Raw genomic sequence first — 21,019 nt, 5'->3', positions numbered from 1 at the left:
TCAACTACGCCGGTGGTGGGGCTGAACGATACGAATCACGCATCTGAACAGTGGGGCTCACTCGCACCAGAGGTGGTGCCCATCGAAGCCAATATTCACTTACGCTGATCCACCAGCCGTCAGTGTGCGACTGCCACGCGGCAAGCAGGCTGATCACACCCATCACGGCCGGGACACCGCCGAGAATCCACAGCACGAGCCTGAGAGGGCGAGGAATGGTTCCATTCATCTAGTCAACGTTTCTGTGTTCGCGGTCCTAGTCGAATACAGGGAGCAGAGAGAGATGAGCCACTTGCACATGCCTTGCCTCGTTTGGGCGGCGCATCGAAGGGCGCATCCACTCGAGGGCCGCGGTGTTTCCCGCACCACCCTTGAGGGCTACGGCAGGTCGACGATCTCTTTGCCGAGGGGCAGGAGCGCGACCGGGATCAGCTTGAAGTTGGCGATTCCCATCGGGATGCCGATGATCGTGATGCAGAGGGCGATGCCGGTCGTGAGGTGGGTCAGGGCGATCCACCAGCCCACCAGCACCACCCAGAGCACGTTGCCGAGGAAGGACCCGAGACCCGCGTTCGGCGTGGAGACGACGGTCTTACCGAACGGCCACAGCGCGTAGACGCCGATGCGGGCGGCGGCGATTCCCCAGGGGATGGTGACGATGAGCACGCACATGATGAGCGCGGCGAGCATGTAGCCGAGGAACAGCCAGAAGCCCGAAAGCACGAACCAGATGACGTTCAGAAGAGTCCTCATGATGGTGTCCAGTCTCTCAGGTCGCGCGCCTCGTGGGCCGGGGAGCTCGGCTGTTTTGGGGTGCATCGCGTTGGCGTGCCGCTGGGCGGGTCAAGGCCCGGCGGGCGCTCATCGACCGATACGCCAGACTGGCGAGATGGACTGGACGCGACTCGGGCTCGAAAACGCAGGCTTCACGGGCTTCGTTCCCTTCGCGGAGCTAGCGGCTTCGACCCTGCCCGCAGCGCCGGGCGTCTACCTGGTCCTCCGCGCGGATGATCGGAGCCCGGACTTCCTCGAGACGAGCCCGGCCGGGAGGTTCAAGGAACGAAACCCGACCGTGTCGAACGCACTCCTGGCGGAGGCCTGGCTCGACGCGGCATCCGTGGTCTATATCGGGAAGGCCGGTGCTGGGGCGAAGGGTAAACGGGGCCTGCGGAAGCGGCTGACCGAGTATCGGCGACACGGCGCAGGCGAGAAGGTGGGGCACTGGGGAGGCCGCTACGTGTGGCAGCTCGCCGGCAGCGCGGAGCTGCTCGTCGCCTGGTTGGAGACGGGAGACGAGGACCCCGAGGAGGTCGAGGCGGCTCTCATCGACCACTTTGTGCTCACGTTCGGCGCGCGCCCCTTCGCGAATCGGAAGCTCGGCGCGGCGAGGCGGAAGACCGCGCCGGTGGGGCGTCACCGCTGATGCGTCGGGTTGTCATTCCAAAACGAAGCGCGCTAGTGTGGCTGCACCGGAAGTAAAACCGCGGGGCTCTGCCCGCGCTCATACGTTGCTCAACGAGCAGCCACTTCTCCCCACGCGGAGAGACGTATATGAGCAACCAGAATGAGCTATCGAACCCGACCAATGATTCTCGAATCTCATCGGATCGCCACCGCCCGCAAACCCTGAGGGCCGCCGCAGTGGCGCTCGCCGGGTTGTCCGCGGTGTTCCTGTTCGAGATGCTCGACAACTCGATCCTCAACGTCGCGCTCCCCACCATCGGGCGCGAACTGGACGCGTCGACCACCGCACTGCAGTGGGTCACGGGCGCCTATGCGGTCGTCTTCGGCGGGCTGATGCTGCTGTTCAGCGCCATCGCCGACCGGTTCGGCCGCCGACGGGTGATGCTGATCGGTCTGGGGGTGCTGGGTGTCGCGAGCCTGGCCACCGCCCTCGTCACGACGACCGAACAGCTCATCGCCGTGCGGGTCGCCATGGGCATCGCCGCCGCCATGACCACCCCGGGCTCCATGGCCCTGGCGTTCCGGCTCTTCGACGATGAGAACCTGCGCGTCCGGGCAATCACCCTAATCTCGACGGTCGGGCTGGTGGGCCTGGCGATCGGCCCGACCGTCGGCGGCTTCATCCTCGCCGTCGCACCGTGGCAGGTGCTCCTGCTGATCAACGCGCCGATTGCTGTGCTCGCGTTCATCGGCATCCGGATCGGCATCGCCCGGGACCTTCCCGCCGAACTCCACCGCGACCCGCTGGACATCGCGGGAGCCTTTCTCGGCACCGCCACAATCGTGCTGGCGCTCGTGGCCCCGACGCTTTTCGTGGGGGAGGGCGCCGGTTCCTGGACCCCCTGGGCGGCAACTGCCGGTGCCGTGATCGCTGCGATCCTTTTCGTCGTCCGCGAGCGCACGGCCCGGTACCCCCTTCTGGACTTGAAGCTCATCGCCCTGCCCCTCGTCTCCAGCGGGCTCGCCTACAAAGCCGCTTCGGGCCTCGCGATCTCCGGCCTCAGCTACATGGTGACCCTGCAGCTCCAGTTCTCCTGGGGATGGCCGCCGGCCCTGGCCGCAATCGGCATGCTTCCCCAGGTCATCGTGTTGCTCGGCGGCGGCCGCCTCGTCGGGCCCTTCGTAGCCAGGTTCGGGATGGACCGCGCAGCCTGGATGAGTGCGGCGGCCGTCGTGCTCGGCCTCGCCGTCTTCGCGGCGGGGAGTCGCTTCGGCTACGTCTGGGTCGCCCTCTCCCTCGTGCTCGTCGCCGCGGGGATGCGCGTGGTGGGCGTGGTCGCGGGCACGAACGTCATGCGGGGCCTGCCGAAGAACCGCACCACGATCGGCGCTGCCCTCGTGGACACGTCGAGCCAGGTCGCCACCGGGGTCGGGATCGCCGTGACCGGCACCATCCTCGCGGCGCTCTTCACCGGCAACATCTCGGCGTCGAACTGGAGCGCGGACCAGGCGGCCGCGTTCCAAACCGGCGTCACCGTCGCCGGGGTCACCCTCACGGCTGTGGCGGGCGCCCTCGTGCTGGTCGGAATCGCCCGGAGCCGCCCGGCTCGCGACATCCTCTGACAGCTGCCGTGGTCACCCGCCCCTGGTCGTCGCGTCCCGCCTATTAGGCGGTGTATGCGGCGGCCACGTCGAGGATCCAGGTCACGCCGAACGCGTCGGTGAGCATGCCGAATCCGGGGCTCCAGGCGGATGCCGCGAGCGGCTCCACGATGGACGCCCCGGCCGAGAGCGCGGCCCAGTACCCCTGCACCTCGTCGAGGGTCTCACCCCGGACGGAGACGAAGAACGGCTGGTCGGTGATCGTGACGCCGTTGTCGCGGCGGGTCGAGCCGGCCACGCTGGCCGCGCCGGCCGTGCCGCCCGCCTGGCCGGCGATGTCGTACGCCATCACCCGGAAGCCGGCCTGCGTCTCGATCTGCCCGAAGACGACGTTCGCGGCCCCGGGAGCGTCCTGGGGCATCCCGAAGTCGCCGTAGGTCGCGATCGTGACCCGGCCGCCGAAGACGGACTGGTAGAACTCGAGAGCCGCTCGGGCGTCGCCGCGGAAGTTGAGGTGCGTGGTGGTCGTGATGCTCATGTCTGCTCCTAGTGAACGGTGCCGGGCGGGTCCCGACAACGGTCACTCTGGCATCCGTCTAGGACGGTTTCGGTCCTCCACTCGAACTACGATCGTGGAATGACGACGACTACCGCGCGGCTGCTGAATCTACTGTCGCTGCTGCAGACCCGGCGCGACTGGCCCGGCGCCCTGCTCGCCGAACGGCTGGACATCAGCCACCGCACGGTGCGCCGCGACGTCGACCGGCTCCGCGAGCTGGGCTACCGCATCGAGGCGACCATGGGGCCGGACGGCGGCTACCGGCTCGACGCGGGAAGCGAGCTGCCGCCGCTCCTCTTCGACGACGACCAGGTCGTCGCGCTGGCCGTGGCCCTCCAGATGGCCACCGTCACCGGAGCGGGGATCGAAGAGGCGGCCCTGCGGGCGCTCACCACGGTCCGGCAGGTCATGCCGTCCCGGCTGCGCCACCGCCTGGACGCCCTCGACTTCACGACCGTCCCGCGCCCGGGCGACGGCCCCGCTGTTGAGGTCTCAGCGGATGTCCTCCTCGCCCTTTCCGCGGCGGTCCGCGCCCGCGAGGTGCTCCGGTTCGACTACGCGAGCGCGGAGCCGGGAGGCGACGACACCGGACCGCGGCCGCCTCGCCGGGTCGAGCCGCACCACCTCGTTACGTCCCACGGCCGCTGGTACCTCGTCGCGTGGGACCTCGAGCGCGACGACTGGCGGATCTTCCGCGCCGACCGCGTCACCCCGCGCACCCCGACGGGACCCCGCTTCACGGCGCGCGAGCTCCCGGGCCGCGATGCGAAGGGCTACGTCTCGGCCCGCTTCAAGGGATCGGCCGAGACGAACGCGTGGCCGTGCACCGGAACGGTCGTGCTGCACCTCGCCGCTCGTGCCGTTCTCCCGTTCGCCAGCGACGGCGTTGTCGAGGCTCTCGGCCCCGATCGGTGCCGTTTCACCGCCGGATCCTGGTCATGGATCGCCCTCGCCGCCTCGCTCAACCGCTTCGACACCGACATCGACGTGGTCGGCCCGCCGGAACTGACCGAAGCCTTCGCACGCCTCGCCGCACGGAACGCGGCCACGTCCCGATAGCCCGGTCGGACATCCGTGCGCGGGGAGTCCCCGCGCCGCTCCCGACCTGGCCGTGAGCGGGCTGGGGCGCGACCGGGGGTGGTCCGGCTCGCGGACGCATCCGTGCGCGCTGGCGCCGGCGCCCGTTTCGGCGGGCCGCGCCCGAAACGCCGGGCGCGGGCTGCGGAAACCGGCGCGGGCGTGGCTCCCACACCGACCTGGCCGAGGATACGCTCGTACGCACCGGCGTGTTGCGATATGCGGACCTTTCCTCCGCGTATCGTGCCGGCGATCGTCGAGTTCATCTACGGTGATCGCGCTAAATCCCCGCGCCGCGTCGGGAAACCACTTGAGCGCGAGCTCACCGGTTCGTGGAGTGCCCGCCGAGGTCCGTACCGGGTGCTTAACGACATCCGCGAGGATGAGGCCCGGGTCATAGTCCTCAGGGTGGATCAGCGCGCGGACGGCTATCGCGCGCGGTAAGCGTCGCGGCGTCGAGCCTATGCGACGACGGTCAAGGGTCCCTCGTCGGAGGTGGGGACCTCGAAGTTATCGAAGTAGGCGGCAGCCAGGTCGTCGGTCAGCTGAACGCAATTCGCTTCGTGTCCCGCTCGCGCACGGACACGAGCCAGGGCCAGTTTTCGCGGCGTCGCCAAGTAGATCGTCTCCGGCTCGACACCCAGCGGCCGGAGGAGGGCGCGGTAGTCGTCGCGCATCCGTCGGGACCAGAAGGAGTAGTCCAGCACCACATCCGCCTGCGACCTCACCAGGTCGAGAAGTCGCTGGCGCAGGTGGCTTTCGATCTCGAGCCGGACTTCCTCGGCCAGGGGCTGGGAGTGAATGCCACGACGCCAGGCCTCCTCATCGAAACTCAGCCTTGCCATACCGTCGGCCTCGAGCGCGCGTGCAACCGTGGACTTACCTGAACCGGCCGGGCCACACATAAAGACGACACGGACCATGCCGACGAGCCTAACCGCAGCCGAACTACTCAGCGGACGGCTGATCTGTGGACGTCTGATTCGGGCGTACCCGAATCATGGAGGACAACCTGATCGGGCTAAGAAGATCGGTGCGGGCCTGGGGAGCGACGAGTCGATCAGTTGGCGCCGACGGTCGCGCGTGCGACAGGCATCCGTGTGGTCGTTCGATGCTTCACCGGCCGGGCTGCGGGGTGGTGGTGTCCGTCCACTGGGTGAGGGCGACGATGAAGCCGTGGACCAGGCGTACGAAGCTCCGGTTGATGTCTGCGCTCATGGCGAAGGATCCGGCGGTCTCGAAGGAGATGAACCCGTGCAGGGTGGAGCGGAAGGCGCGGATCGCATCGATGGCGTCGTCGCCCTCGAGGTGGTACGCGGTGAGCACGTCGGTTATCAGCTGAATGACAGCGAGCGACACGGCTTCGTCCTCGAGGTCGCCCGGGGCGGGCATCCGGTTGGCGGCCTCATACCGGGCGGGGTGCTGCAGCGCCCACTGGCGATACGCCCGGGACATGGCGGAAATGGCGTCGGGACCGGAGCGACCGACGGATGCCCGCGCGAGCACCTCGCCCATGTCGCGTTTGGCGTGCACGGCGATGTCGCGGTGGAGGCCGGCCATCGAGTCGATGTGCTTGTAGAGGGATGGCTGGCGAACGCCGAGGCGCGCGGCCAGTGCGGCGAGGGTGAGCGAGTTGAGGCCGACTTCATCGGCCATCACGGCCGCCTCTTCCGCCACCCGGTCGCGGGTGAGCCCGACCCTAGGCACGGGTCCGTGCTCCGGCCCTGGCGCTGAGAGGTCGTCGAACGAAAGCGGATGCTGTTTCCATAGGGCTAAGGATGACCTGCCTTTTGGCTAGTGTCAATAGCCAACCCGAGGCGTAGGCGACGCGCCCTGACCGGCATGCGTGAAGCATCCGCTTTTCTGATTTGGCTATTGACACTAGCCAAAAGGGGATGCATAGTAGCTGCATGACCTCCTCCACTGCAGCTTCTGCCTCGTCGACTCAGTACCTCGCCCGCCCCGAGGGGCGCATCGCCTATGACCTCCAGGGCGCCGGACCACTTCTCGTACTCGTGCCCGGCATGGGTGAGTTGCGGTCCTCCTATCGCTTCCTGACCCCGGCGCTCGTCGCCGCAGGCTACACGGTGGTCACCACCGACCTCCGTGGGCACGGCGACAGCGACACCACCTTCTCCGGCTACGGAGACATCGAAACCGCGAGCGACATCCAGGCCCTGATCGCACAGCTCGGCCGGCCGGCGGTGATCGTCGGTAACTCCCTGGCCGCCGGGGCCGCCGTGATCGTCGCCGCGGAGCATCCCGCCCAGGTCGACGGTCTGGTCCTGGTCGGCCCCTTCGTGCGGAACCCGCCATCGAACGTGTTCACCCGCGGGCTGTTCCGCGTGATGATGGCCCCGCTCTGGATCGCGCCGATGTGGAAGAGCTACATGCCCACCCTCTACGCCGGCCGCAAGCCCGCCGACTTCGAGGAGTACCGCACGGCGGTCATCGCCAGCCTGAAGCGCAAGTCGTACGGCAAGGCCTTCTCACTCACCACCCAGCAGACCACCCACGACCCCGCCGAGGCGAAGCTCAGCGCGGTGACCGCCCCCACGCTCGTCATCATGGGCGACAAGGACCCCGACTTCAAGGACCCGGCCGCCGAAGCGCGATTCGTAGCGGATGCCCTCCACGGCTCGGTCGTGATGGTCGCCGACGCCGGCCACTACCCCCAGGCCCAGCAGCCGGACATCACCGCCGCCGCCGTTCTCGGGTTCGTGAAGACCCTGCCCCGCGCCTAGGTCGGACTCTCTCCGGCGGACTCGCTGGCGCGCTGCCCGTAGGCGCCGGAGGTGAGGACGCGGTATGAGTCGGTGTGGGAGTCGCTCATCTCGCCTCCATTCTGCCGGGAGTCACTGGCGAAGGCCATGGCCCGTGGCTAGCTGACGAGCGACTCCTTGCGCGTGAAACCGGAGAAGGGTCGCATGTAGGTCGAGCCGAAGCCGTCGAGGATTTCCTTCGCCGCGGCATCCGGTGTGCCGAACACGACGAAGCCCGTGATGTCGACGCCGTCGAGGAAGCGCTCGGCGAACTGGGGGAAGACCGTCGTGACGTGGCTGACGACAGCCTCTGAGTCTCGATACATTTCAAGAATGTGCACCACGGTCTCGTCGTCGTTGACGCTGTAGTCGTAGATGAGCGAGCCCTCTTCGGCCTTCGTCGCTGCCACGAGCGGCTCGATTGCTTCGGTGAAGTCCTGGAACTTGCCCGGCTTCACGTCGCAGGTCACTAGCCAGTAGATTTCTTCGCGCATGGTCGTTGCCTCTCTCGATACCTCACTCGGTGGATCCGCTGCGGTCTGGGCGCCAGAACAACCCGTCACGCCTTGGTCCGAACTATCGAGACCGATGCTAGAGCGCACGAACAGCCGGTCGCGGAGAGTGTCGAGTATCTGAACACCCGGGCCGATGCTCCGCACGACGCGGCGCTCGTGGTCTGTGCTGGGCGGGCGTGGTGTGGGTCGGGTGCGTTCGCGGTGGCGTCGGGGGATGCCCGTGGCCACGCCGTTGAAGGCTCGTTGCTCGCGGGCTATGGTCGGAGAACCTGAGGCGAGGACGCCGCGGGTTCGGCACGAAGGTGGAGGGAACAAGCGATGACGAATCACACGTACCGCGTCACGGAGATTGTCGGGACGTCGCCGGACGGAACGGATGCGGCCATCCGCAGCGGACTCGAGCGCGCGACCCGCACGCTGCGCAACGTGGACTGGTTCGAGGTGGTGGGCACCCGCGGGCATGTGGAGGACGGCGTGATCCACCACTTCCAGGTGACGCTCAAGGTCGGCTTCCGGCTGGACGACGCCGATGAGGTCGCCGATTCATGACCAAGTACCTCATCTCCTTCCCGAGCGACGCGATGGTAGTCACGGATGAGGAGTTCCCGGTCGTTGTCGCCGACTCCCATGCCGTCGTCGCGGAGGCGAAGGCCGCCGGCGTCTGGGTCTTCGGCGGGGGGATCGACGAGGGCGTCGCTCCGGTGCTCGTTGCCGCCGATGGCGTCTTGAGCGCTGAGCTCTATCCGGGCTCCGACCTCACGGGCGGGTTCACCGTGCTGGAACTGCCGACGCGGGAGGATGCGGTCGAGTGGGCGCGGAGGATCGCGGTGGCCTGCCGGTGCGCGCAGGAGCTCCGCGCGTTCGGGTACGACCCGGAGAGCTAGGGGCGCAGGGCGAGGCCGGCGGGAGTGGTCGCATCCGCCGGGCGTCGAGACCCAGCTGTCGGCCGGCATCCGCTCGCGGCGGTAACGTGTGTTACCTTGTAGTTGGCATAACAAGCAACCGGGTGTGACACGGTACAGGACGCGAGGCGGGACCATGGCGATCGAGGGCGAGGCGATTCCGTCTCAACTGCGCAAGGGCGTGGTCGAGCTCGCCGTGCTCGCCCTGCTGCACCGGGGCGAGGCCTACGGCGCCGAGATCGTCGACCGGCTCGTCCAGTACCCGGGCCTCGCCATCAGCGCCGGCACCGCGTACCCGCTGCTGAATCGGCTGAAGAAGACCGGCCTGATCACCTCGGAGTGGCAGGAATCGCCCGTCGGCCCGCCGCGCAAGTACTACCGGCTGTCGCCCGCGGGCGAGCGGGCCTTCGTAGCGATGACGAAGGTGTGGACCGCGATGAGCGCTGACATGACCGACCTCCTGGGAAAGGACGCGACCCATGCGTGACCACTCCGAAGCGCTGCCCGGCGACGGGCTCCCGCCCGCCGGGGCAACCGCGCTGGTCGACGCCTACTTCGACCATCTGCGCGCCGCGGCGGCGCGACTGCGCATCGACATCGACGCGGACTCCCTCGCCGAGCTGCTAGCCCACGTCGAGCATCGCCTCGACGGGACCGATCGCAGCGACGACGCGGTGCGCCGGGTGCTCGCCGAGCTGGGCGAGCCCGAGGCGCTCGCGGGCGCCTATACGGCCGACGATCCCGACTCCGACTTCGACACCGACCGTGGTTTCGACTCCGGCGTCGACGACGACGGGGGCACGGATGCCGCCACTCGCGGTCCCCGGGACCTCACCAACGGGGGACTGCCGCGCACCCACCGGGCGGGCCGGTTCCTCGGCGTCCCCTACGACACCCGGCAGCCCACATCGGAGCGCTTCGCGAGCCGGTCGTGGGACCCGAGCGACCCGAGCATCCTCGTGCCGAAGGCACTCGGCATCGGCTGGACGGTCAACTTCGCCGCGCTCGCCGTGCGGGCGCACCTGATCCGGCCGGACGACGAGGACGAGCCGTTCGCCGAGGCGCCCGCGTGGGTGATCACGGCGACGCTCGCCGCACCAGTTCTCGCCGGGGTCGCGTTCGCAACCCTCGCGGCCGTGACCTGGGCCGACCTGCCCGAAACCGTCCCCTCGCACTGGGGACTCACCGGCGAGCCGGACGGCTACTCGAGCCGCACCGCCAACCTCCTGCTTCTGAGCGGGTTCGTGCTGCTGCCGCTTCTCGTCGCAGCCTGGGTGCACCTCGCCCGGCGTGCCGCGTGGAGCCGGGTCGCCGCATCCGCCGGGAGCTTCGCGCTTGCGCTCGTCGCGCTCGTCTGCCTCGTGCAGACCCTCTTCGCGGTGCAGGGCGGCGCCGGAATGTGGCCGACCTGGATCGGACTGTTCCTCGTGCTCGTGCTGCCGTTGGGGTTGCTCGTGGGTGTTTCCCGGAGCGGTCGCGCCGCTGAACAGCGCCGCGACTTCGCGTCGGCCTCGAAGAAGGGTTCCGTGTCATGAATATGCCTTTGTCGTCACTCCCCGGGTGGGTGTGGATCGTCATCGCGGTGATCGGGGTCGTGCAGGTCACCCTCGACGTCATCGCGCTCGTCGACCTGTACCGGCGGCCCGCCGACCGGGTTCTCACCGGCAACAAGTGGGTGTGGCTGGCCGTGATCCTGCTCGCCAACCTGCTCGGCGCCATCCTCTACCTGGTCGTGGGCCGGAAGCCGGCCGTGCTGGACGCGGCAGCGTCGGCACCCCGGCCGCCCGCGATCAGCCCCGACGCGGTTGCCGACTCCTTGTACGGGTCACGCAACGACGCCGCCGGGCAGCCGGGCACCGAGCCACGGAGTGAAGCCGGCCCGCGATGAGCCTCGCGATCCGCACCAGCGGCCTGACCAAGACCTACGGCGAGCACCGGGCGCTGGACAACGTCGACCTCGAGGTCGAGGAGGGCTCGATCTTCGGGTTTCTCGGCCCGAACGGAGCCGGCAAGACGACGCTGCTCCGGATGCTGACCGGGCTCGCCCGGCCGACGAGCGGCGGCGTGCAGATCCTCGGCCGCGACGTCACGGCGGTCGACGACTCGATCCGGGCCCGGATCGGCTTCCTGCCCGACGTGCCCGGCTTCTACGACTGGATGACCGCCGAGGAATTCCTCCGGTTCGTCGGCCGGCTCTTCGCGATCGACCGGCGCACCCTGGATGAACGTGTCGGCATGCTTCTCGGACTCGCCGGACTGACCGACGTGACCACCGCGATCGGCGGGTACTCCCGCGGCATGAAGCAGCGGCTCGGGGTCGCCCAGGCGTTGATCAACGCGCCGCAGCTGCTGCTCCTCGACGAGCCGACGAGCGCCCTCGACCCGATGGGACGCCGCGACGTGCTCGAGATGCTCAGCTCACTGCGCGGGCGGACCACCGTATTCTTCTCGACGCATATCCTCGCCGACGTCGAGCGGGTCTGCGACACCGTCGCCATTCTCGACCACGGGCGTGTGGTCGCGCACGGTCCGATCCAGGAGCTCACCTCCCGGTACGCCGAACGCAAGGTGATCCTCGAAGTCACGGATGCCGCGGGCGGCCTCGCGGAGGACATCTCCCGCGAGCCGTGGGCGACATCCGTTGCCGTGGGGCCCACCGGCGCCCTCGAAATCACCGTCACCGACATGGACGCTGCCCGCCGGGCCATCCCGGTGCTCGTCGCCGGCCGGCACGTCGGCTTGTGCCGCATGGATGCCGGTGAGCTGGGCCTCGAGGACGTCTTCGTCAGCCTGGTCGGAGGGGGGACCCGATGAGGGGATTCGCAGCGTTCGCGCGCAAGGAGGTCCTCGAGATCGTGCGGACCTGGCGACTCTGGGTGCTCCCGGGCATCGTGCTGTTCTTCGCGCTGACCGGCCCGGTGATGGCCCGGTTCACACCGGAGATCCTGCGAGCGGTCGCCTCGGACCAGCTCGGGCAGTTCACGCTCCCGGACCCGACGTATGCCGACGCCTACACGGGGTGGATCAAGAACCTGTCCCAGATCGTGCTGTTCGCGCTGATCATCGTCTACGGCGGCATCGTGTCGTCGGAGCGACGGAGCGGCACTGCGGTGCTCGTGCTGACCAAACCGGTGTCGCGTGGCGCGTTCATCCTCGCGAAGGCGACCGTCCATTCGGCGTTCCTCGCGATGCTCGTAGTCGCGGGCACGCTCGTCACCTGGGGCGGGACGGCGATCGTGTTCGGGGAGGCGCCCGGCGGGGCGCTCTGGTCGGCGTCGCTCGCCTCGCTGGTGTTCGGCATCCTGTTCGTCGCCCTGATGACGCTGCTCTCCGTGGTGATCAGCCCCACGGCCGGGGCCGCCGGTGCCGGGCTGGGCGCGTATGCGCTCGTGTCGATCGCCGCACTGTGGACGCCCCTCGGCACCTATTCACCGGCGGCGCTGACCGGCGTGCCGACGTCGCTCGCGCTCGGCAAGTCCGTCGAAACGTTCTGGCCGGTGTGCACGGCGCTGCTGCTGGCCGCAGCCCTGGTCGCGCTCGCGGTCGCCGCCTTCCGGCGGAAGGAACTCTAGGCCCGACGGGCGGTGCCCGCAGAGCGGGCGCTGCGGGGACCTACCTGTCGAGGGCCGTCGCCGGCTCGACGACCCCGGCGTCCATGAGGGGTACCGGGATGAGCGGTTCGAGCGTGGCGGGAACGGCGTTTTCGGAGCCGGCCGCACGCACGGCCGCGATGCCGCCGAGGATGAGCGCGCCGCCGAGGAGCTGGAGGGGCGTGAGCTGTTCGCCGAGCAGCAGCCAGGCGAACAGGGCCGCGAAGACGACCTCGAGCAGCGAGACGAAGGAGGCGAGCCGCGACCCGAGGACCTCGGCCGAGGTGATGCCGGCGACGTAGGCGAGCGCGGTGCTGACGACCGCGACGATGACGAGCGGCACCCACCACGGCAGGGCGGTGCCCGCGAGCGGCACCGGGCCGAACGTCGCGGAGAGGGGGAGAACGCCGGTGACGCCCAACCCGCCGAGTACGAGGCCGCCGAGCACGAGTCCCGCGGCCGCGAACCCGACCGGAGGCAGCCCGTCGCTCGGGCGGGCGGCGATCACGAAGTAGATCGCGCAGCCGACCATGGCACAGGCGGCGAAGGCGAGGCCGAGCGGGTCGACCGCGCGAATCGCGCCGGGGCCGACCACGAGCACGAGCCCGCCGACGGCGAACAGCGACCCGACCAGGACCAGGGCGTGCGGGATGCGCCGGGTCATCACCCACACGACGCCGACCAGGAGCAGCGGCGCGAGGAGTTCGATGAGCGCGGCCGTGGCCACGGGAATGGTCTGGATCGCGGCGAAGTAGAAGAATTGGGTGGCCGAGACGCCGGCGAGGGCCATCGCGAGCACGCGCCACCGTGCGCGCCACAGGGCGGGCCAGGATCCGCGCAGCGAGACCAGGGCGAGTGGCAGCAGCACGAGCCCGCCGACGAGCACGCGTGCGGTGACGGCGGCGCTCGGGGACCAGCCGGCCTCGAGCAGGGGCTTGATGAACGCGCCGGAGGTGCCGAAGGAGAGCGAGCCGATGACCGCCACGACGAGACCCGCGGAGGGGGACGAGATCTTCATGGGGGCTCCTTCTGCTGCCGGCTCGGCTTCCGACTTCTGTCACGCGCACCGCTGCGCGCACAGCGTTACGGTCTACTATTGGGTATGACCATAACGTTAGGCGATGGTCGGGTAAGGAGTCAACATGCAGTTTGCCCATGACACCGTGGAGTCGCTCGAGTTCGCGGTCGACCTTGGCAACACCGATCCCGCGGCCTCCCGGAGCGGCACGGATGAGCTCGCGACCCTCGACCAGCTCGCGGACTTCCTCGCCGGGTATCCCTTCTCCGGCCGCATCGACGGCGACGAGCGCGAGCGACTCGACGTGCTGCGCGCCCGCGACGAGGTGCGGCTCGTCTGGACCCGCGACCGCGACACCGCCGCGCTCCAGGTCAACGCCATGCTCGCCGAGGCCCGGGCCCTGCCGTACCTCGCCCGGCACGACGCGTCCGACTGGCACCTGCACGCGACCACGCCCGACGCCCCGCTCGGCGAACGCCTGCGCGTGGAAGCCTCGCTGGCCCTGATGGACGTGATCCGGATGGACGAGATGCAGCGGCTGCGCACCTGCGAAGCGGATGACTGCGCCGGCCTGATCCTCGACCTCTCGCGCAACGGGTCCAAGCGCTTCTGCAGTGCGCGCTGCGGCAGCCGGATGAACATGATCGCGTTCCGAAAGCGGAAGGGCGCGGACCCGCAGGGCTGACGCAGGCTATAGCGGCCGGCTCGCCAAGGGCTGAATCGGGGAGGCGACGGGACCGGGCTCGCGGAGGTCGTATAGCTGCGAGCTATAATCCGTGCATGAACACAGCGGAGAGCATTCTCGAGGCACGCACGCGCGCCGGGCTCTCGCAGAGCCAGCTCGCCGTGCGCGCCGACGTGCCGCAGCCGAATCTCTCCGCCTATGAGTCCGGTCGGGTGCAGCCGCGCCCCGAAACCCTCGCCCGCATCATGGCCGCGACCGCCGAGCGACCATCGGTCGTTCTGCAGCGGGGGCGCGAGCGCGTGATCGAGCTGGCCGCACGCCGCCGCGCCGGCAATGTGCGGGTCTTCGGGAGCATCGCCCGGGGCACGGATGCCGTCGGCAGCGACATCGACCTCCTCGTCGCATTCGCGCCCGAGGCCTCAATCCTCGATGCGGCGGGCCTGGTCCTCGATCTTGAACACCTTCTCGGCGTGCGGGTGGACGTCATGAGCGACCGGGCCGAGGGCAGCATCCGCGATCGTGCCGTCGCCGAGGCGGTGCCGCTGTGAGCGTGACCCGATGACCCACGAATTCGACCGAACGGATGCGCTGCTCGCGGACATCCGCGACCTTGTGCGTCACGCGCGCCTCATCACTGCTCGCGGACGAGACGTCTTCTTCGACCGGGCGGACCGCACCCAGCAGCTCGCGGCCAAGGCCATAGTGATCGACCTGCAAACCGCGGTCGAGCGGCTCCCGGCTGAGTACCGGGAGAAACACCCGGAGGTGGCCTGGGCAGAGTTGCGTGCAATGCGAAACTATCTCGCCCACGACTACGCGAACACCGACTATCAGATCGTCTGGAATGCGCTCGCCACGGACTTTCCCCGGCTTCTGCGGCAGCTGGGCCTTGCCGAGGACTGAGGCCGCGGGTTGAGGTCACCTTGCTCGATTCCCTTGCGCGATCGTGCGGGAGACGGGTACCGTGGCAGCTACGCCACACGACGAGAGGAGCCGTCCCATGATTCAGTCCAACATTCCCGCAGTGAACTGCCTCGCCGTCGGCCTCGTCGGCGTCTTCACCGCCTGACCGGCGCGAGTTTCCGCCACCGGTTCTGCGGTGGTGACGCCCTCGATGTGCGCACGCAGCCAGCGCTTTCCGCGCCCCGGGATCAATCCCGTTCCCTGACGTCGCACTCCTGACGACGTCCCTTTTTGCGCCGCCTCGGCGGCCCCGCCGGTGCACTCGACGGATGCCTCCGCATCCGTTCTGGGCACCGCCACAGTGAGGCTCACTCTCATGACCACAACGCTGTCGACCACTGCCGGTCGCCACGACCACCCGCTGCACCCGCAGCCCGAACCGGACCCGCACTCCGGATCCGAACGCGCATCCGCTGACCGCAACCTGCGTCCCCTCGGCCGAATCGATCGCCTGGCGCTGCACCTCGGCGTCGCCCTGATCCGGTGGGGACGTCGGCCGCGGGTGCAGCGCCCGGTCGCCGCCGTCGACTGGGAGGCCGTCCGGCTCGTACGCGAGGAACGCGAGAGGGCTCTCGAGCGCCAGCACGCGGACCTGCTCCGCTACCGGATGACCACGCCCTATCGGTGACCGGTGAAACGGAACTCCGTCCTACGGAGTTCCGCTTCACCGGAACAATCGGGCGGTGTCAGTGGTTTGAGTTTCAATAGCTGCACCGCCCCAACATCTTGACCGCACTTCTCGACGGGACCTTCACATGGCTGAAATCGCCACCGCCACCACCACACACGAGAACACGAACCACGGTTCACCGGGGGCGGATGCCGCGGCATCCGCGGCCGAGGCTGCCCTCGGCGTGCGCAACCGCCTCGTCATCACCCTGCTCCTCATCTCCACCTTCGTCGTGATCCTGAACGAGACGATCATGGGTGTGGCCCTGCCGCGGCTGATGGAAGACCTCAACATCTCCGCGAGCGCAGCCCAGTGGCTCACGAGCGCGTTCATGCTCACGATGGCCGTGGTCATCCCGATCACGGGGTTCCTGCTGCAGCGCTACAACACCCGGCCGGTGTTCATCGCCGCGATGACCCTGTTCAGCACCGGAACGCTCATCGCTGCGCTCGCGCCCGGCTTCACCGTGCTGCTCGTCGCCCGGGTGGTGCAGGCGACCGGAACGGCGATCATGTTCCCGCTGCTGCTCACAACCGTGATGACCCTCGTGCCCGCGGCGCACCTCGGCCGGATGATGGGCAACATCTCCATCGTGATCTCGGTCGCACCGGCGATCGGTCCGACCATTTCCGGCGCGATCCTGAGCGTGCTCGACTGGCGCTGGATGTTCATCCTCGTGCTGCCGATCGCCCTGACCGCGCTCGTCGTCGGCGGCATCCTGATGAAGAACGTCACGACACCGACCAAGACCCCGATCGACGTGCTCTCGGTGATCCTCTCCGCGCTCGGCTTCGGTGGGCTCGTCTACGGGCTGAGCAACCTGGGCGCGGCGGGCGGCGGCATCGGCTCGGTGTCCGGCTGGCTGCCGCTCGCCGTCGGCGCTCTCGGCCTCACGGCGTTCATCCTGCGTCAGCTGTCCCTGCAGAAGCGCAACCGCGCCCTGCTCGACCTGCGCACCTTCCGCTCGCGCACCTTCACCTTCGCGATCGTGATGATGGCGATCAGCATGATGGCCCTCTTCGGGACCATCATCCTGCTGCCGATCTACATTCAGACCGTGCTCGGCCTCGACACGCTCACCACCGGGCTGATGCTGCTGCCCGGGGGGCTCGTGATGGGCCTGCTCGCGCCGCTCGTGGGACGGCTCTACGACCGGTCGGGCCCCACCCGGCTCCTCGTCACCGGCTCGGTGATCGTGAGCGCGGTGTTCTGGGGGATGACCCTGTTGAACGAGCGCAGCGCGCCCTGGATGGTCGTCGCTGCGCACGTAACCCTGAGCCTCGGCCTCGCCCTGCTCTTCACTCCGCTGTTCACCGCGGGGCTGGCGGCTGTGCGCCCCGAGCTCTACTCGCACGGCAGCGCCATGGTCGGCACAATTCAGCAACTCGCGGGCGCGTTCGGCACCGCCCTGTTCGTGACGGTGATGGCCTCCGTCGCCGCGTCGCAGCTGGCCACCGGTGTGACCGCGGTGCCCGCAACGAGCGCAGGGATCCACGCGGCCTTCCTCTGCGGCGCCGTGATCTCGCTGTTCGCGATCCCGGCGGCGTTCTTCATCCGCCGCACGCCGGCGGTCGAGGGCGCGGATGCCGACGCACCGGCCGGAGCGCACGGCCACTGACGCGCGCAGGCCCCTCCGGTGTAACGTCGTGGTAACGAAACTGGGGGGATCTTCGGCATGGCGTCTTCACTTCTTTCTTCACTTGATAAGCCCGATCAGCAGGCTGTTCCGCGGAAGGACTCGCGGTCGGAAACTGAGCCGCTCGTGCACATCAGCAACTTCCGGATGGACTTCGGCCGCACCACCGTGATCCGCGACCTGTCCTTCGACATCAACCGGGGCGAGACCTTCGGGTTCCTCGGGTCCAACGGATCCGGCAAGACCACCACCATCCGCGCGCTGCTCGGGATCTACCAGCCCACCGCCGGTCTGCTGCACATCAACGGGAAGCCGTTCAGCCCCGAGGACGGCGCCACCCTCGGCTACCTGCCCGAGGAACGCGGCCTGTACAAGAAGGAATCCGTCATCGACGTGATGACCTATTTCGGGCGCCTCAAGGGACTCAGCCGATCGAACGCGCACTCCTGGTCGCTGCAGTATCTCGAACGGGTCGCGCTGGCCGATAAGGCGAAGGTGCGGCTCGACAAACTGTCGGGCGGCCAGCAGCAGAAGGTGCAGCTCGGCGTCACGATCATGAACGACCCGGAGCTGCTCATCCTCGACGAGCCGACCAAGGGCTTCGACCCGGTCAACCGCAAACTTCTGATGGACATCATCGAAGACCAGAAACGCGCCGGCGCCACCGTGCTGATGGTCACCCACCAGATGGAAGAGGTCGAGCGCCTCTGCGACCGGATCGTGCTCCTGAAGAACGGTGAGGCCGAGGCCTACGGCACCGTCGAAGACGTGCAGGACCAGTACGGCGGAACCGTGGTCCGGGTCCGCTACTCCGGCGAGATCCCCGACTCTCCGCACTACACGGTCACCCGGCGCGAGAGCAGCTACGCCGAACTGACCGTGACCGGCCCGATCGACGAGGCCGTCATCCTGCGCGAACTGATGGATGCGGGGGTGACCGTTCGCGAGTTCACCGCCGGTCGTCCCTCCCTCGACGACATCTTCGTCGCCGTCTATGGTGACCAGAACACCGGTGATCAGAACCCCGGCGACCAGAACGCCGGCGCTACTGCCGGTGAACGTAACGGAACGGCGGGGGAGTAGACCATGGCTCGGCACAATCTCGGCACCGTCGTCTCGTTCGAAGTGACCCGCACGCTCAAGAAGAAGCAGTTCTGGCTCACGACCCTGCTCGTGCCGGTGGTGATCGGCATCGTGATCGCGCTCATCGTGCTGTCCAACACCTCCACGGAGAGCAAAGTCGACTCGCAGAAGGACGCGACCCTCCGGTTCACCTACAGCGACGCATCCGGTTACATCGACCCGGCCATCGCCACCGCGTTCGGGGGCACCCTCGCCGCCGACCCCGACCAGGCGATCGCGGACGTGAAGTCGGGCACATCGGCGGCCTACTTCTCCTACCCGGCCGAACCGACGAAGGAAGCCACCACGGTCTACGGCGCCGATGTCGGCATCTTCGACAACGGCAAGTACTCCTCGGTGGCGACCCAGTTGATGGTCGCCAGCGCGCAGGCGAAGGTCGGTGACCCGACGCTGACCGGGCTGGCGAGGGGCTCCTTCCAGGTCGATGCGATCACCTATAAGGACGGTGCGGTCTCCGGCGGTATCCTCGGTGCCGTCGCCCCCCTGCTCTTCCTGCTGATCTTCTACGTCGTGATCGTGATGCTCGGCAACCAGATGCTCACGAGCACCCTCGAGGAGAAGGAGAACCGGGTCACCGAGATGATCCTGACCACCCTCAACCCGACGACCCTCATCATGGGCAAGATCATCTCCCTGTTCGTCATCGGGATCGTGCAAATGCTCGTGTTCATCCTGCCGGTGCTGGTCGGCTACCTCTTCTTCCGCACCTCGCTGAGCCTGCCCGACGTCGACCTCTCCCAGCTCATCGTCAACCCCGGCCAGATGGTCGTCGGCGCCCTGCTCCTGATCGGTGGGTTCACCCTGTTCATGGGCACCCTCGTCGCCGCCGGGGCGATCATGCCCACCGCCAAGGAGGCCAGCCAGGTCTTCGGCATCGTGATGGCGCTCGTTTTCGTGCCCCTCTACGCGGTGTCGCTCGTGGTGTCCGATCCGCACGCGCTGATCGTGCAGCTCTTCACGTTCTTCCCGTATTCCGCGCCGGTGACGGCGATGCTCCGGAACGGACTGGGCTCGCTGAGCCCCCTGGAGTCCGGCATCGTCATCGCGGAACTCTTCCTGCTCGGCGGAATCGTGCTCCGGCTCGCGGTGCAGCTGTTCCGCTACGGCTCGGTCGAATACACCAAGCGGGTCTCGCTGCGCACCGTGTTCGCGCGCTCGCGGCGGTGAGTGCGGGAGTCGTTCCGTGCGGAGGGAAACGTGGCGCCGAGCATTCATGAGCTGTTCAGGCTCGTACCGCAGTCCCGTCAACAGCCCCTCTTAGTCTCTCGGTGACCAGCACCGCGGCAACGAACTGCGCGCGCCGATGCGTGTGCGGCCTCTCGCTGCTGGTCAGACGGAGGAAAATTGATCACCCCACGCACCCTGATCACATCCCTGGCTGCCACGGCCGTGCTTGCGATCGGCCTCACCGGATGCTCCGGAACGGCCGCGAGCGGAACCGCCACCACCGATGCCGCAACAGCCACCAGCCTGAGCGCATTCGGCGACCTGCCGGCCCTCGAGAACGCAGCCAAGGCGGAAGGCAACCTCAACGTCATCGCCCTCCCTCGCGACTGGGCGAACTACGGCGCCGTGCTCGACGCGTTCTCGAAGAAGTACCCCGAGATCACGATCAACGAAGCCTCCCCGGACGGCTCGAGCGCCGAGGAAATCCAGGCGGCAGACACTCTGAAGGGGCAGGACACCGCGCCAGACGTCTTCGACCTGGGCCTGGCCGTCGCCCTGTCCAGTACCGACCGGTTCGCCCCGTACAAGGTGGCCACCTGGGCCGATATCCCCGACGCCCTCAAGGAAGCCACCGGGCTCTACACCGGCGACTACGGCGGATACCTGGCCGTCGGCTATGACCCCGACGCCGTCCCGGCGCCGACGCAGCTGAGCGACCTGCTCGGCGCAGCCTACAAGGGCAAGGTCGCCATCAACGGCGACCCGACCCAGGCCGGGGCCGCGTTCGCCGCCGTCGGGATGGCGACCGTGCAGAACGGTGGCACCGTCGACAACTTCCAGCCCGGAATCGACTTCTTCACCAAGCTCAACGCCGCGGGCAACTTCGTCAAGATCGACCCGACCCCGGCCACGATCGCTTCCGGCGAGACCCCTGTCGTCTTCGACTGGGACTACCTCAATGTCGGCTACGGCACCAAGCTCGCCGGTCAGCGCAACTGGAAGGTCGTCGTGTTCCCGGGCACCGGCTACGCCGGGTACTACAACCAGGCCGTGAGCAAGGACGCCCCGCACCCCGCCGCAGCCCGGCTGTGGCAGGAGTTCCTCTACAGCGACGAAGGCCAGAACCTCTGGCTCGCCGGTGGTGCACGCCCTGCGCGTGCCGAAGCGATGACGGCCGCGGGCACCATCGACGCGGCACTGTTGGGCGCCCTTCCGACGGCCCCCACGGAGACCGTGGTCCCGACCAAAGAGCAGAGCGCAGCCGCGGCTACCCTGCTCGGCGCGACCTGGGCCGCCGCTGTCCAGTAGCACCCGCACAACGGCAGC

General features: G+C 68.5%; 25 protein-coding genes. 19 read left to right on the top strand and 6 right to left on the bottom strand.

The features are described 5' to 3' along the window. Positions 1-378 precede the first annotated feature (378 nt). Complete coding sequence (locus E3O39_RS04095; RefSeq protein WP_134445980.1) at positions 379-753, bottom strand: YccF domain-containing protein; 375 nt, start codon at positions 751-753, stop codon at positions 379-381. Between the two features lie 136 nt (positions 754-889). On the opposite strand from E3O39_RS04095, the gene E3O39_RS04090 reads away from it, so the two are divergent. Continuing rightward, positions 890-1,423 carry a hypothetical protein gene (locus E3O39_RS04090; RefSeq protein WP_134445979.1) on the top strand — a complete coding sequence of 178 codons (534 nt, stop codon included), beginning with the start codon at positions 890-892 and terminating at the stop codon, positions 1,421-1,423. Positions 1,424-1,551: 128 nt separating this feature from the next. Next, positions 1,552-3,027 (top strand): MFS transporter, encoded by a 1,476-nt coding sequence (locus E3O39_RS04085; protein WP_134445978.1) that lies wholly within the window; start codon positions 1,552-1,554, stop codon positions 3,025-3,027. A gap of 43 nt (positions 3,028-3,070) precedes the next feature. Here the strand turns inward: E3O39_RS04085 and E3O39_RS04080 are convergent, their stop codons facing one another. After that, entirely contained in the window at positions 3,071-3,544 is a 474-nt protein-coding gene (locus E3O39_RS04080) for a VOC family protein (RefSeq protein ID WP_134445977.1), read from the bottom strand. Positions 3,545-3,643: 99 nt separating this feature from the next. On the opposite strand from E3O39_RS04080, the gene E3O39_RS04075 reads away from it, so the two are divergent. Continuing rightward, positions 3,644-4,624 (top strand): YafY family protein, encoded by a 981-nt coding sequence (locus E3O39_RS04075; RefSeq protein ID WP_134445976.1) that lies wholly within the window; start codon positions 3,644-3,646, stop codon positions 4,622-4,624. A 479-nt stretch (positions 4,625-5,103) separates the two neighbouring features. On the opposite strand, the gene E3O39_RS04065 is transcribed toward E3O39_RS04075, so the two are convergent. Beyond that, positions 5,104-5,565, bottom strand: coding sequence for an ATP-binding protein (locus E3O39_RS04065; RefSeq protein WP_198413372.1), 462 nt, complete (start codon positions 5,563-5,565; stop codon positions 5,104-5,106). 193 nt (positions 5,566-5,758) lie between these two features. After that, entirely contained in the window at positions 5,759-6,349 is a 591-nt protein-coding gene (locus E3O39_RS04060; RefSeq protein WP_134445974.1) for a TetR/AcrR family transcriptional regulator, read from the bottom strand. A 203-nt stretch (positions 6,350-6,552) separates the two neighbouring features. Between E3O39_RS04060 and E3O39_RS04055 the strand changes: the two genes are divergently transcribed. After that, a complete protein-coding gene (locus tag E3O39_RS04055) occupies positions 6,553-7,386 on the top strand; it encodes an alpha/beta fold hydrolase (RefSeq protein ID WP_134445973.1) in 834 nt (277 codons plus the stop codon). 137 nt (positions 7,387-7,523) lie between these two features. Here E3O39_RS04055 and E3O39_RS04050 read toward each other — a convergent pair whose 3' ends face one another. Next, positions 7,524-7,898 carry a putative quinol monooxygenase gene (locus tag E3O39_RS04050; protein ID WP_134445972.1) on the bottom strand — a complete coding sequence of 125 codons (375 nt, stop codon included), beginning with the start codon at positions 7,896-7,898 and terminating at the stop codon, positions 7,524-7,526. A 339-nt stretch (positions 7,899-8,237) separates the two neighbouring features. Between E3O39_RS04050 and E3O39_RS04045 the strand changes: the two genes are divergently transcribed. The 7 genes from E3O39_RS04045 (at position 8,238) to E3O39_RS04015 (ending at position 12,393) form a co-directional block, all read left to right on the top strand. After that, positions 8,238-8,468, top strand: coding sequence for a dodecin (locus E3O39_RS04045; protein WP_134445971.1), 231 nt, complete (start codon positions 8,238-8,240; stop codon positions 8,466-8,468). Then, positions 8,465-8,803, top strand: a complete 339-nt coding sequence (locus tag E3O39_RS04040) for a YciI family protein (protein WP_134445970.1) — start codon at positions 8,465-8,467, stop codon at positions 8,801-8,803. The genes E3O39_RS04045 and E3O39_RS04040 overlap by 4 nt, the downstream gene beginning before the upstream one ends. A gap of 154 nt (positions 8,804-8,957) precedes the next feature. Then, on the top strand, positions 8,958-9,308 hold the full coding sequence (locus E3O39_RS04035) for a PadR family transcriptional regulator (RefSeq protein WP_134445969.1): 351 nt from the start codon (positions 8,958-8,960) through the stop codon (positions 9,306-9,308). After that, positions 9,301-10,356, top strand: a complete 1,056-nt coding sequence (locus tag E3O39_RS04030) for a DUF1648 domain-containing protein (protein WP_134445968.1) — start codon at positions 9,301-9,303, stop codon at positions 10,354-10,356. The genes E3O39_RS04035 and E3O39_RS04030 overlap by 8 nt, the downstream gene beginning before the upstream one ends. Then, on the top strand, positions 10,353-10,709 hold the full coding sequence (locus tag E3O39_RS04025; RefSeq protein WP_198413371.1) for a PLD nuclease N-terminal domain-containing protein: 357 nt from the start codon (positions 10,353-10,355) through the stop codon (positions 10,707-10,709). The genes E3O39_RS04030 and E3O39_RS04025 overlap by 4 nt, the downstream gene beginning before the upstream one ends. Then, positions 10,706-11,635 carry an ABC transporter ATP-binding protein gene (locus tag E3O39_RS04020; RefSeq protein WP_134445967.1) on the top strand — a complete coding sequence of 310 codons (930 nt, stop codon included), beginning with the start codon at positions 10,706-10,708 and terminating at the stop codon, positions 11,633-11,635. Before E3O39_RS04025 ends, E3O39_RS04020 begins: the two co-directional genes overlap by 4 nt. Next, positions 11,632-12,393, top strand: a complete 762-nt coding sequence (locus E3O39_RS04015; protein ID WP_134445966.1) for an ABC transporter permease — start codon at positions 11,632-11,634, stop codon at positions 12,391-12,393. The genes E3O39_RS04020 and E3O39_RS04015 overlap by 4 nt, the downstream gene beginning before the upstream one ends. Before the next feature lie 40 nt (positions 12,394-12,433). Here E3O39_RS04015 and E3O39_RS04010 read toward each other — a convergent pair whose 3' ends face one another. Then, a complete protein-coding gene (locus E3O39_RS04010) occupies positions 12,434-13,429 on the bottom strand; it encodes a DMT family transporter (protein WP_134445965.1) in 996 nt (331 codons plus the stop codon). A 124-nt stretch (positions 13,430-13,553) separates the two neighbouring features. Here E3O39_RS04010 and E3O39_RS04005 point away from each other — a divergent pair, with 124 nt between their 5' ends. The 8 genes from E3O39_RS04005 (at position 13,554) to E3O39_RS03970 (ending at position 21,001) form a co-directional block, all read left to right on the top strand. Continuing rightward, positions 13,554-14,114, top strand: coding sequence for a CGNR zinc finger domain-containing protein (locus tag E3O39_RS04005; RefSeq protein ID WP_134445964.1), 561 nt, complete (start codon positions 13,554-13,556; stop codon positions 14,112-14,114). A 95-nt stretch (positions 14,115-14,209) separates the two neighbouring features. Then, entirely contained in the window at positions 14,210-14,662 is a 453-nt protein-coding gene (locus E3O39_RS04000; RefSeq protein ID WP_134445963.1) for a helix-turn-helix domain-containing protein, read from the top strand. 10 nt (positions 14,663-14,672) lie between these two features. Beyond that, entirely contained in the window at positions 14,673-15,017 is a 345-nt protein-coding gene (locus E3O39_RS03995; RefSeq protein ID WP_134445962.1) for a DUF86 domain-containing protein, read from the top strand. Positions 15,018-15,393: 376 nt separating this feature from the next. Next, a complete protein-coding gene (locus E3O39_RS03990) occupies positions 15,394-15,705 on the top strand; it encodes a hypothetical protein (RefSeq protein WP_134445961.1) in 312 nt (103 codons plus the stop codon). A gap of 127 nt (positions 15,706-15,832) precedes the next feature. Next, positions 15,833-17,365, top strand: coding sequence for an MDR family MFS transporter (locus tag E3O39_RS03985; protein ID WP_134445960.1), 1,533 nt, complete (start codon positions 15,833-15,835; stop codon positions 17,363-17,365). A 165-nt stretch (positions 17,366-17,530) separates the two neighbouring features. Then, entirely contained in the window at positions 17,531-18,466 is a 936-nt protein-coding gene (locus tag E3O39_RS03980) for an ABC transporter ATP-binding protein (RefSeq protein ID WP_134446017.1), read from the top strand. Between the two features lie 3 nt (positions 18,467-18,469). After that, complete coding sequence (locus E3O39_RS03975; RefSeq protein ID WP_134445959.1) at positions 18,470-19,693, top strand: ABC transporter permease; 1,224 nt, start codon at positions 18,470-18,472, stop codon at positions 19,691-19,693. 177 nt (positions 19,694-19,870) lie between these two features. Beyond that, positions 19,871-21,001 (top strand): ABC transporter substrate-binding protein, encoded by a 1,131-nt coding sequence (locus tag E3O39_RS03970; RefSeq protein WP_134445958.1) that lies wholly within the window; start codon positions 19,871-19,873, stop codon positions 20,999-21,001. The last annotated feature ends 18 nt before the right edge of the window (positions 21,002-21,019 follow it).

Origin of the sequence: Cryobacterium sp. MDB2-A-1 (assembly GCF_004402675.1) — a bacterium.
Classification (GTDB): Bacteria; Actinomycetota; Actinomycetes; order Actinomycetales; family Microbacteriaceae; genus Cryobacterium; species Cryobacterium glucosi.
Note: the sequence above shows the minus strand (reverse complement) of the source record. Positions and strands in the feature narration are given on the sequence as shown.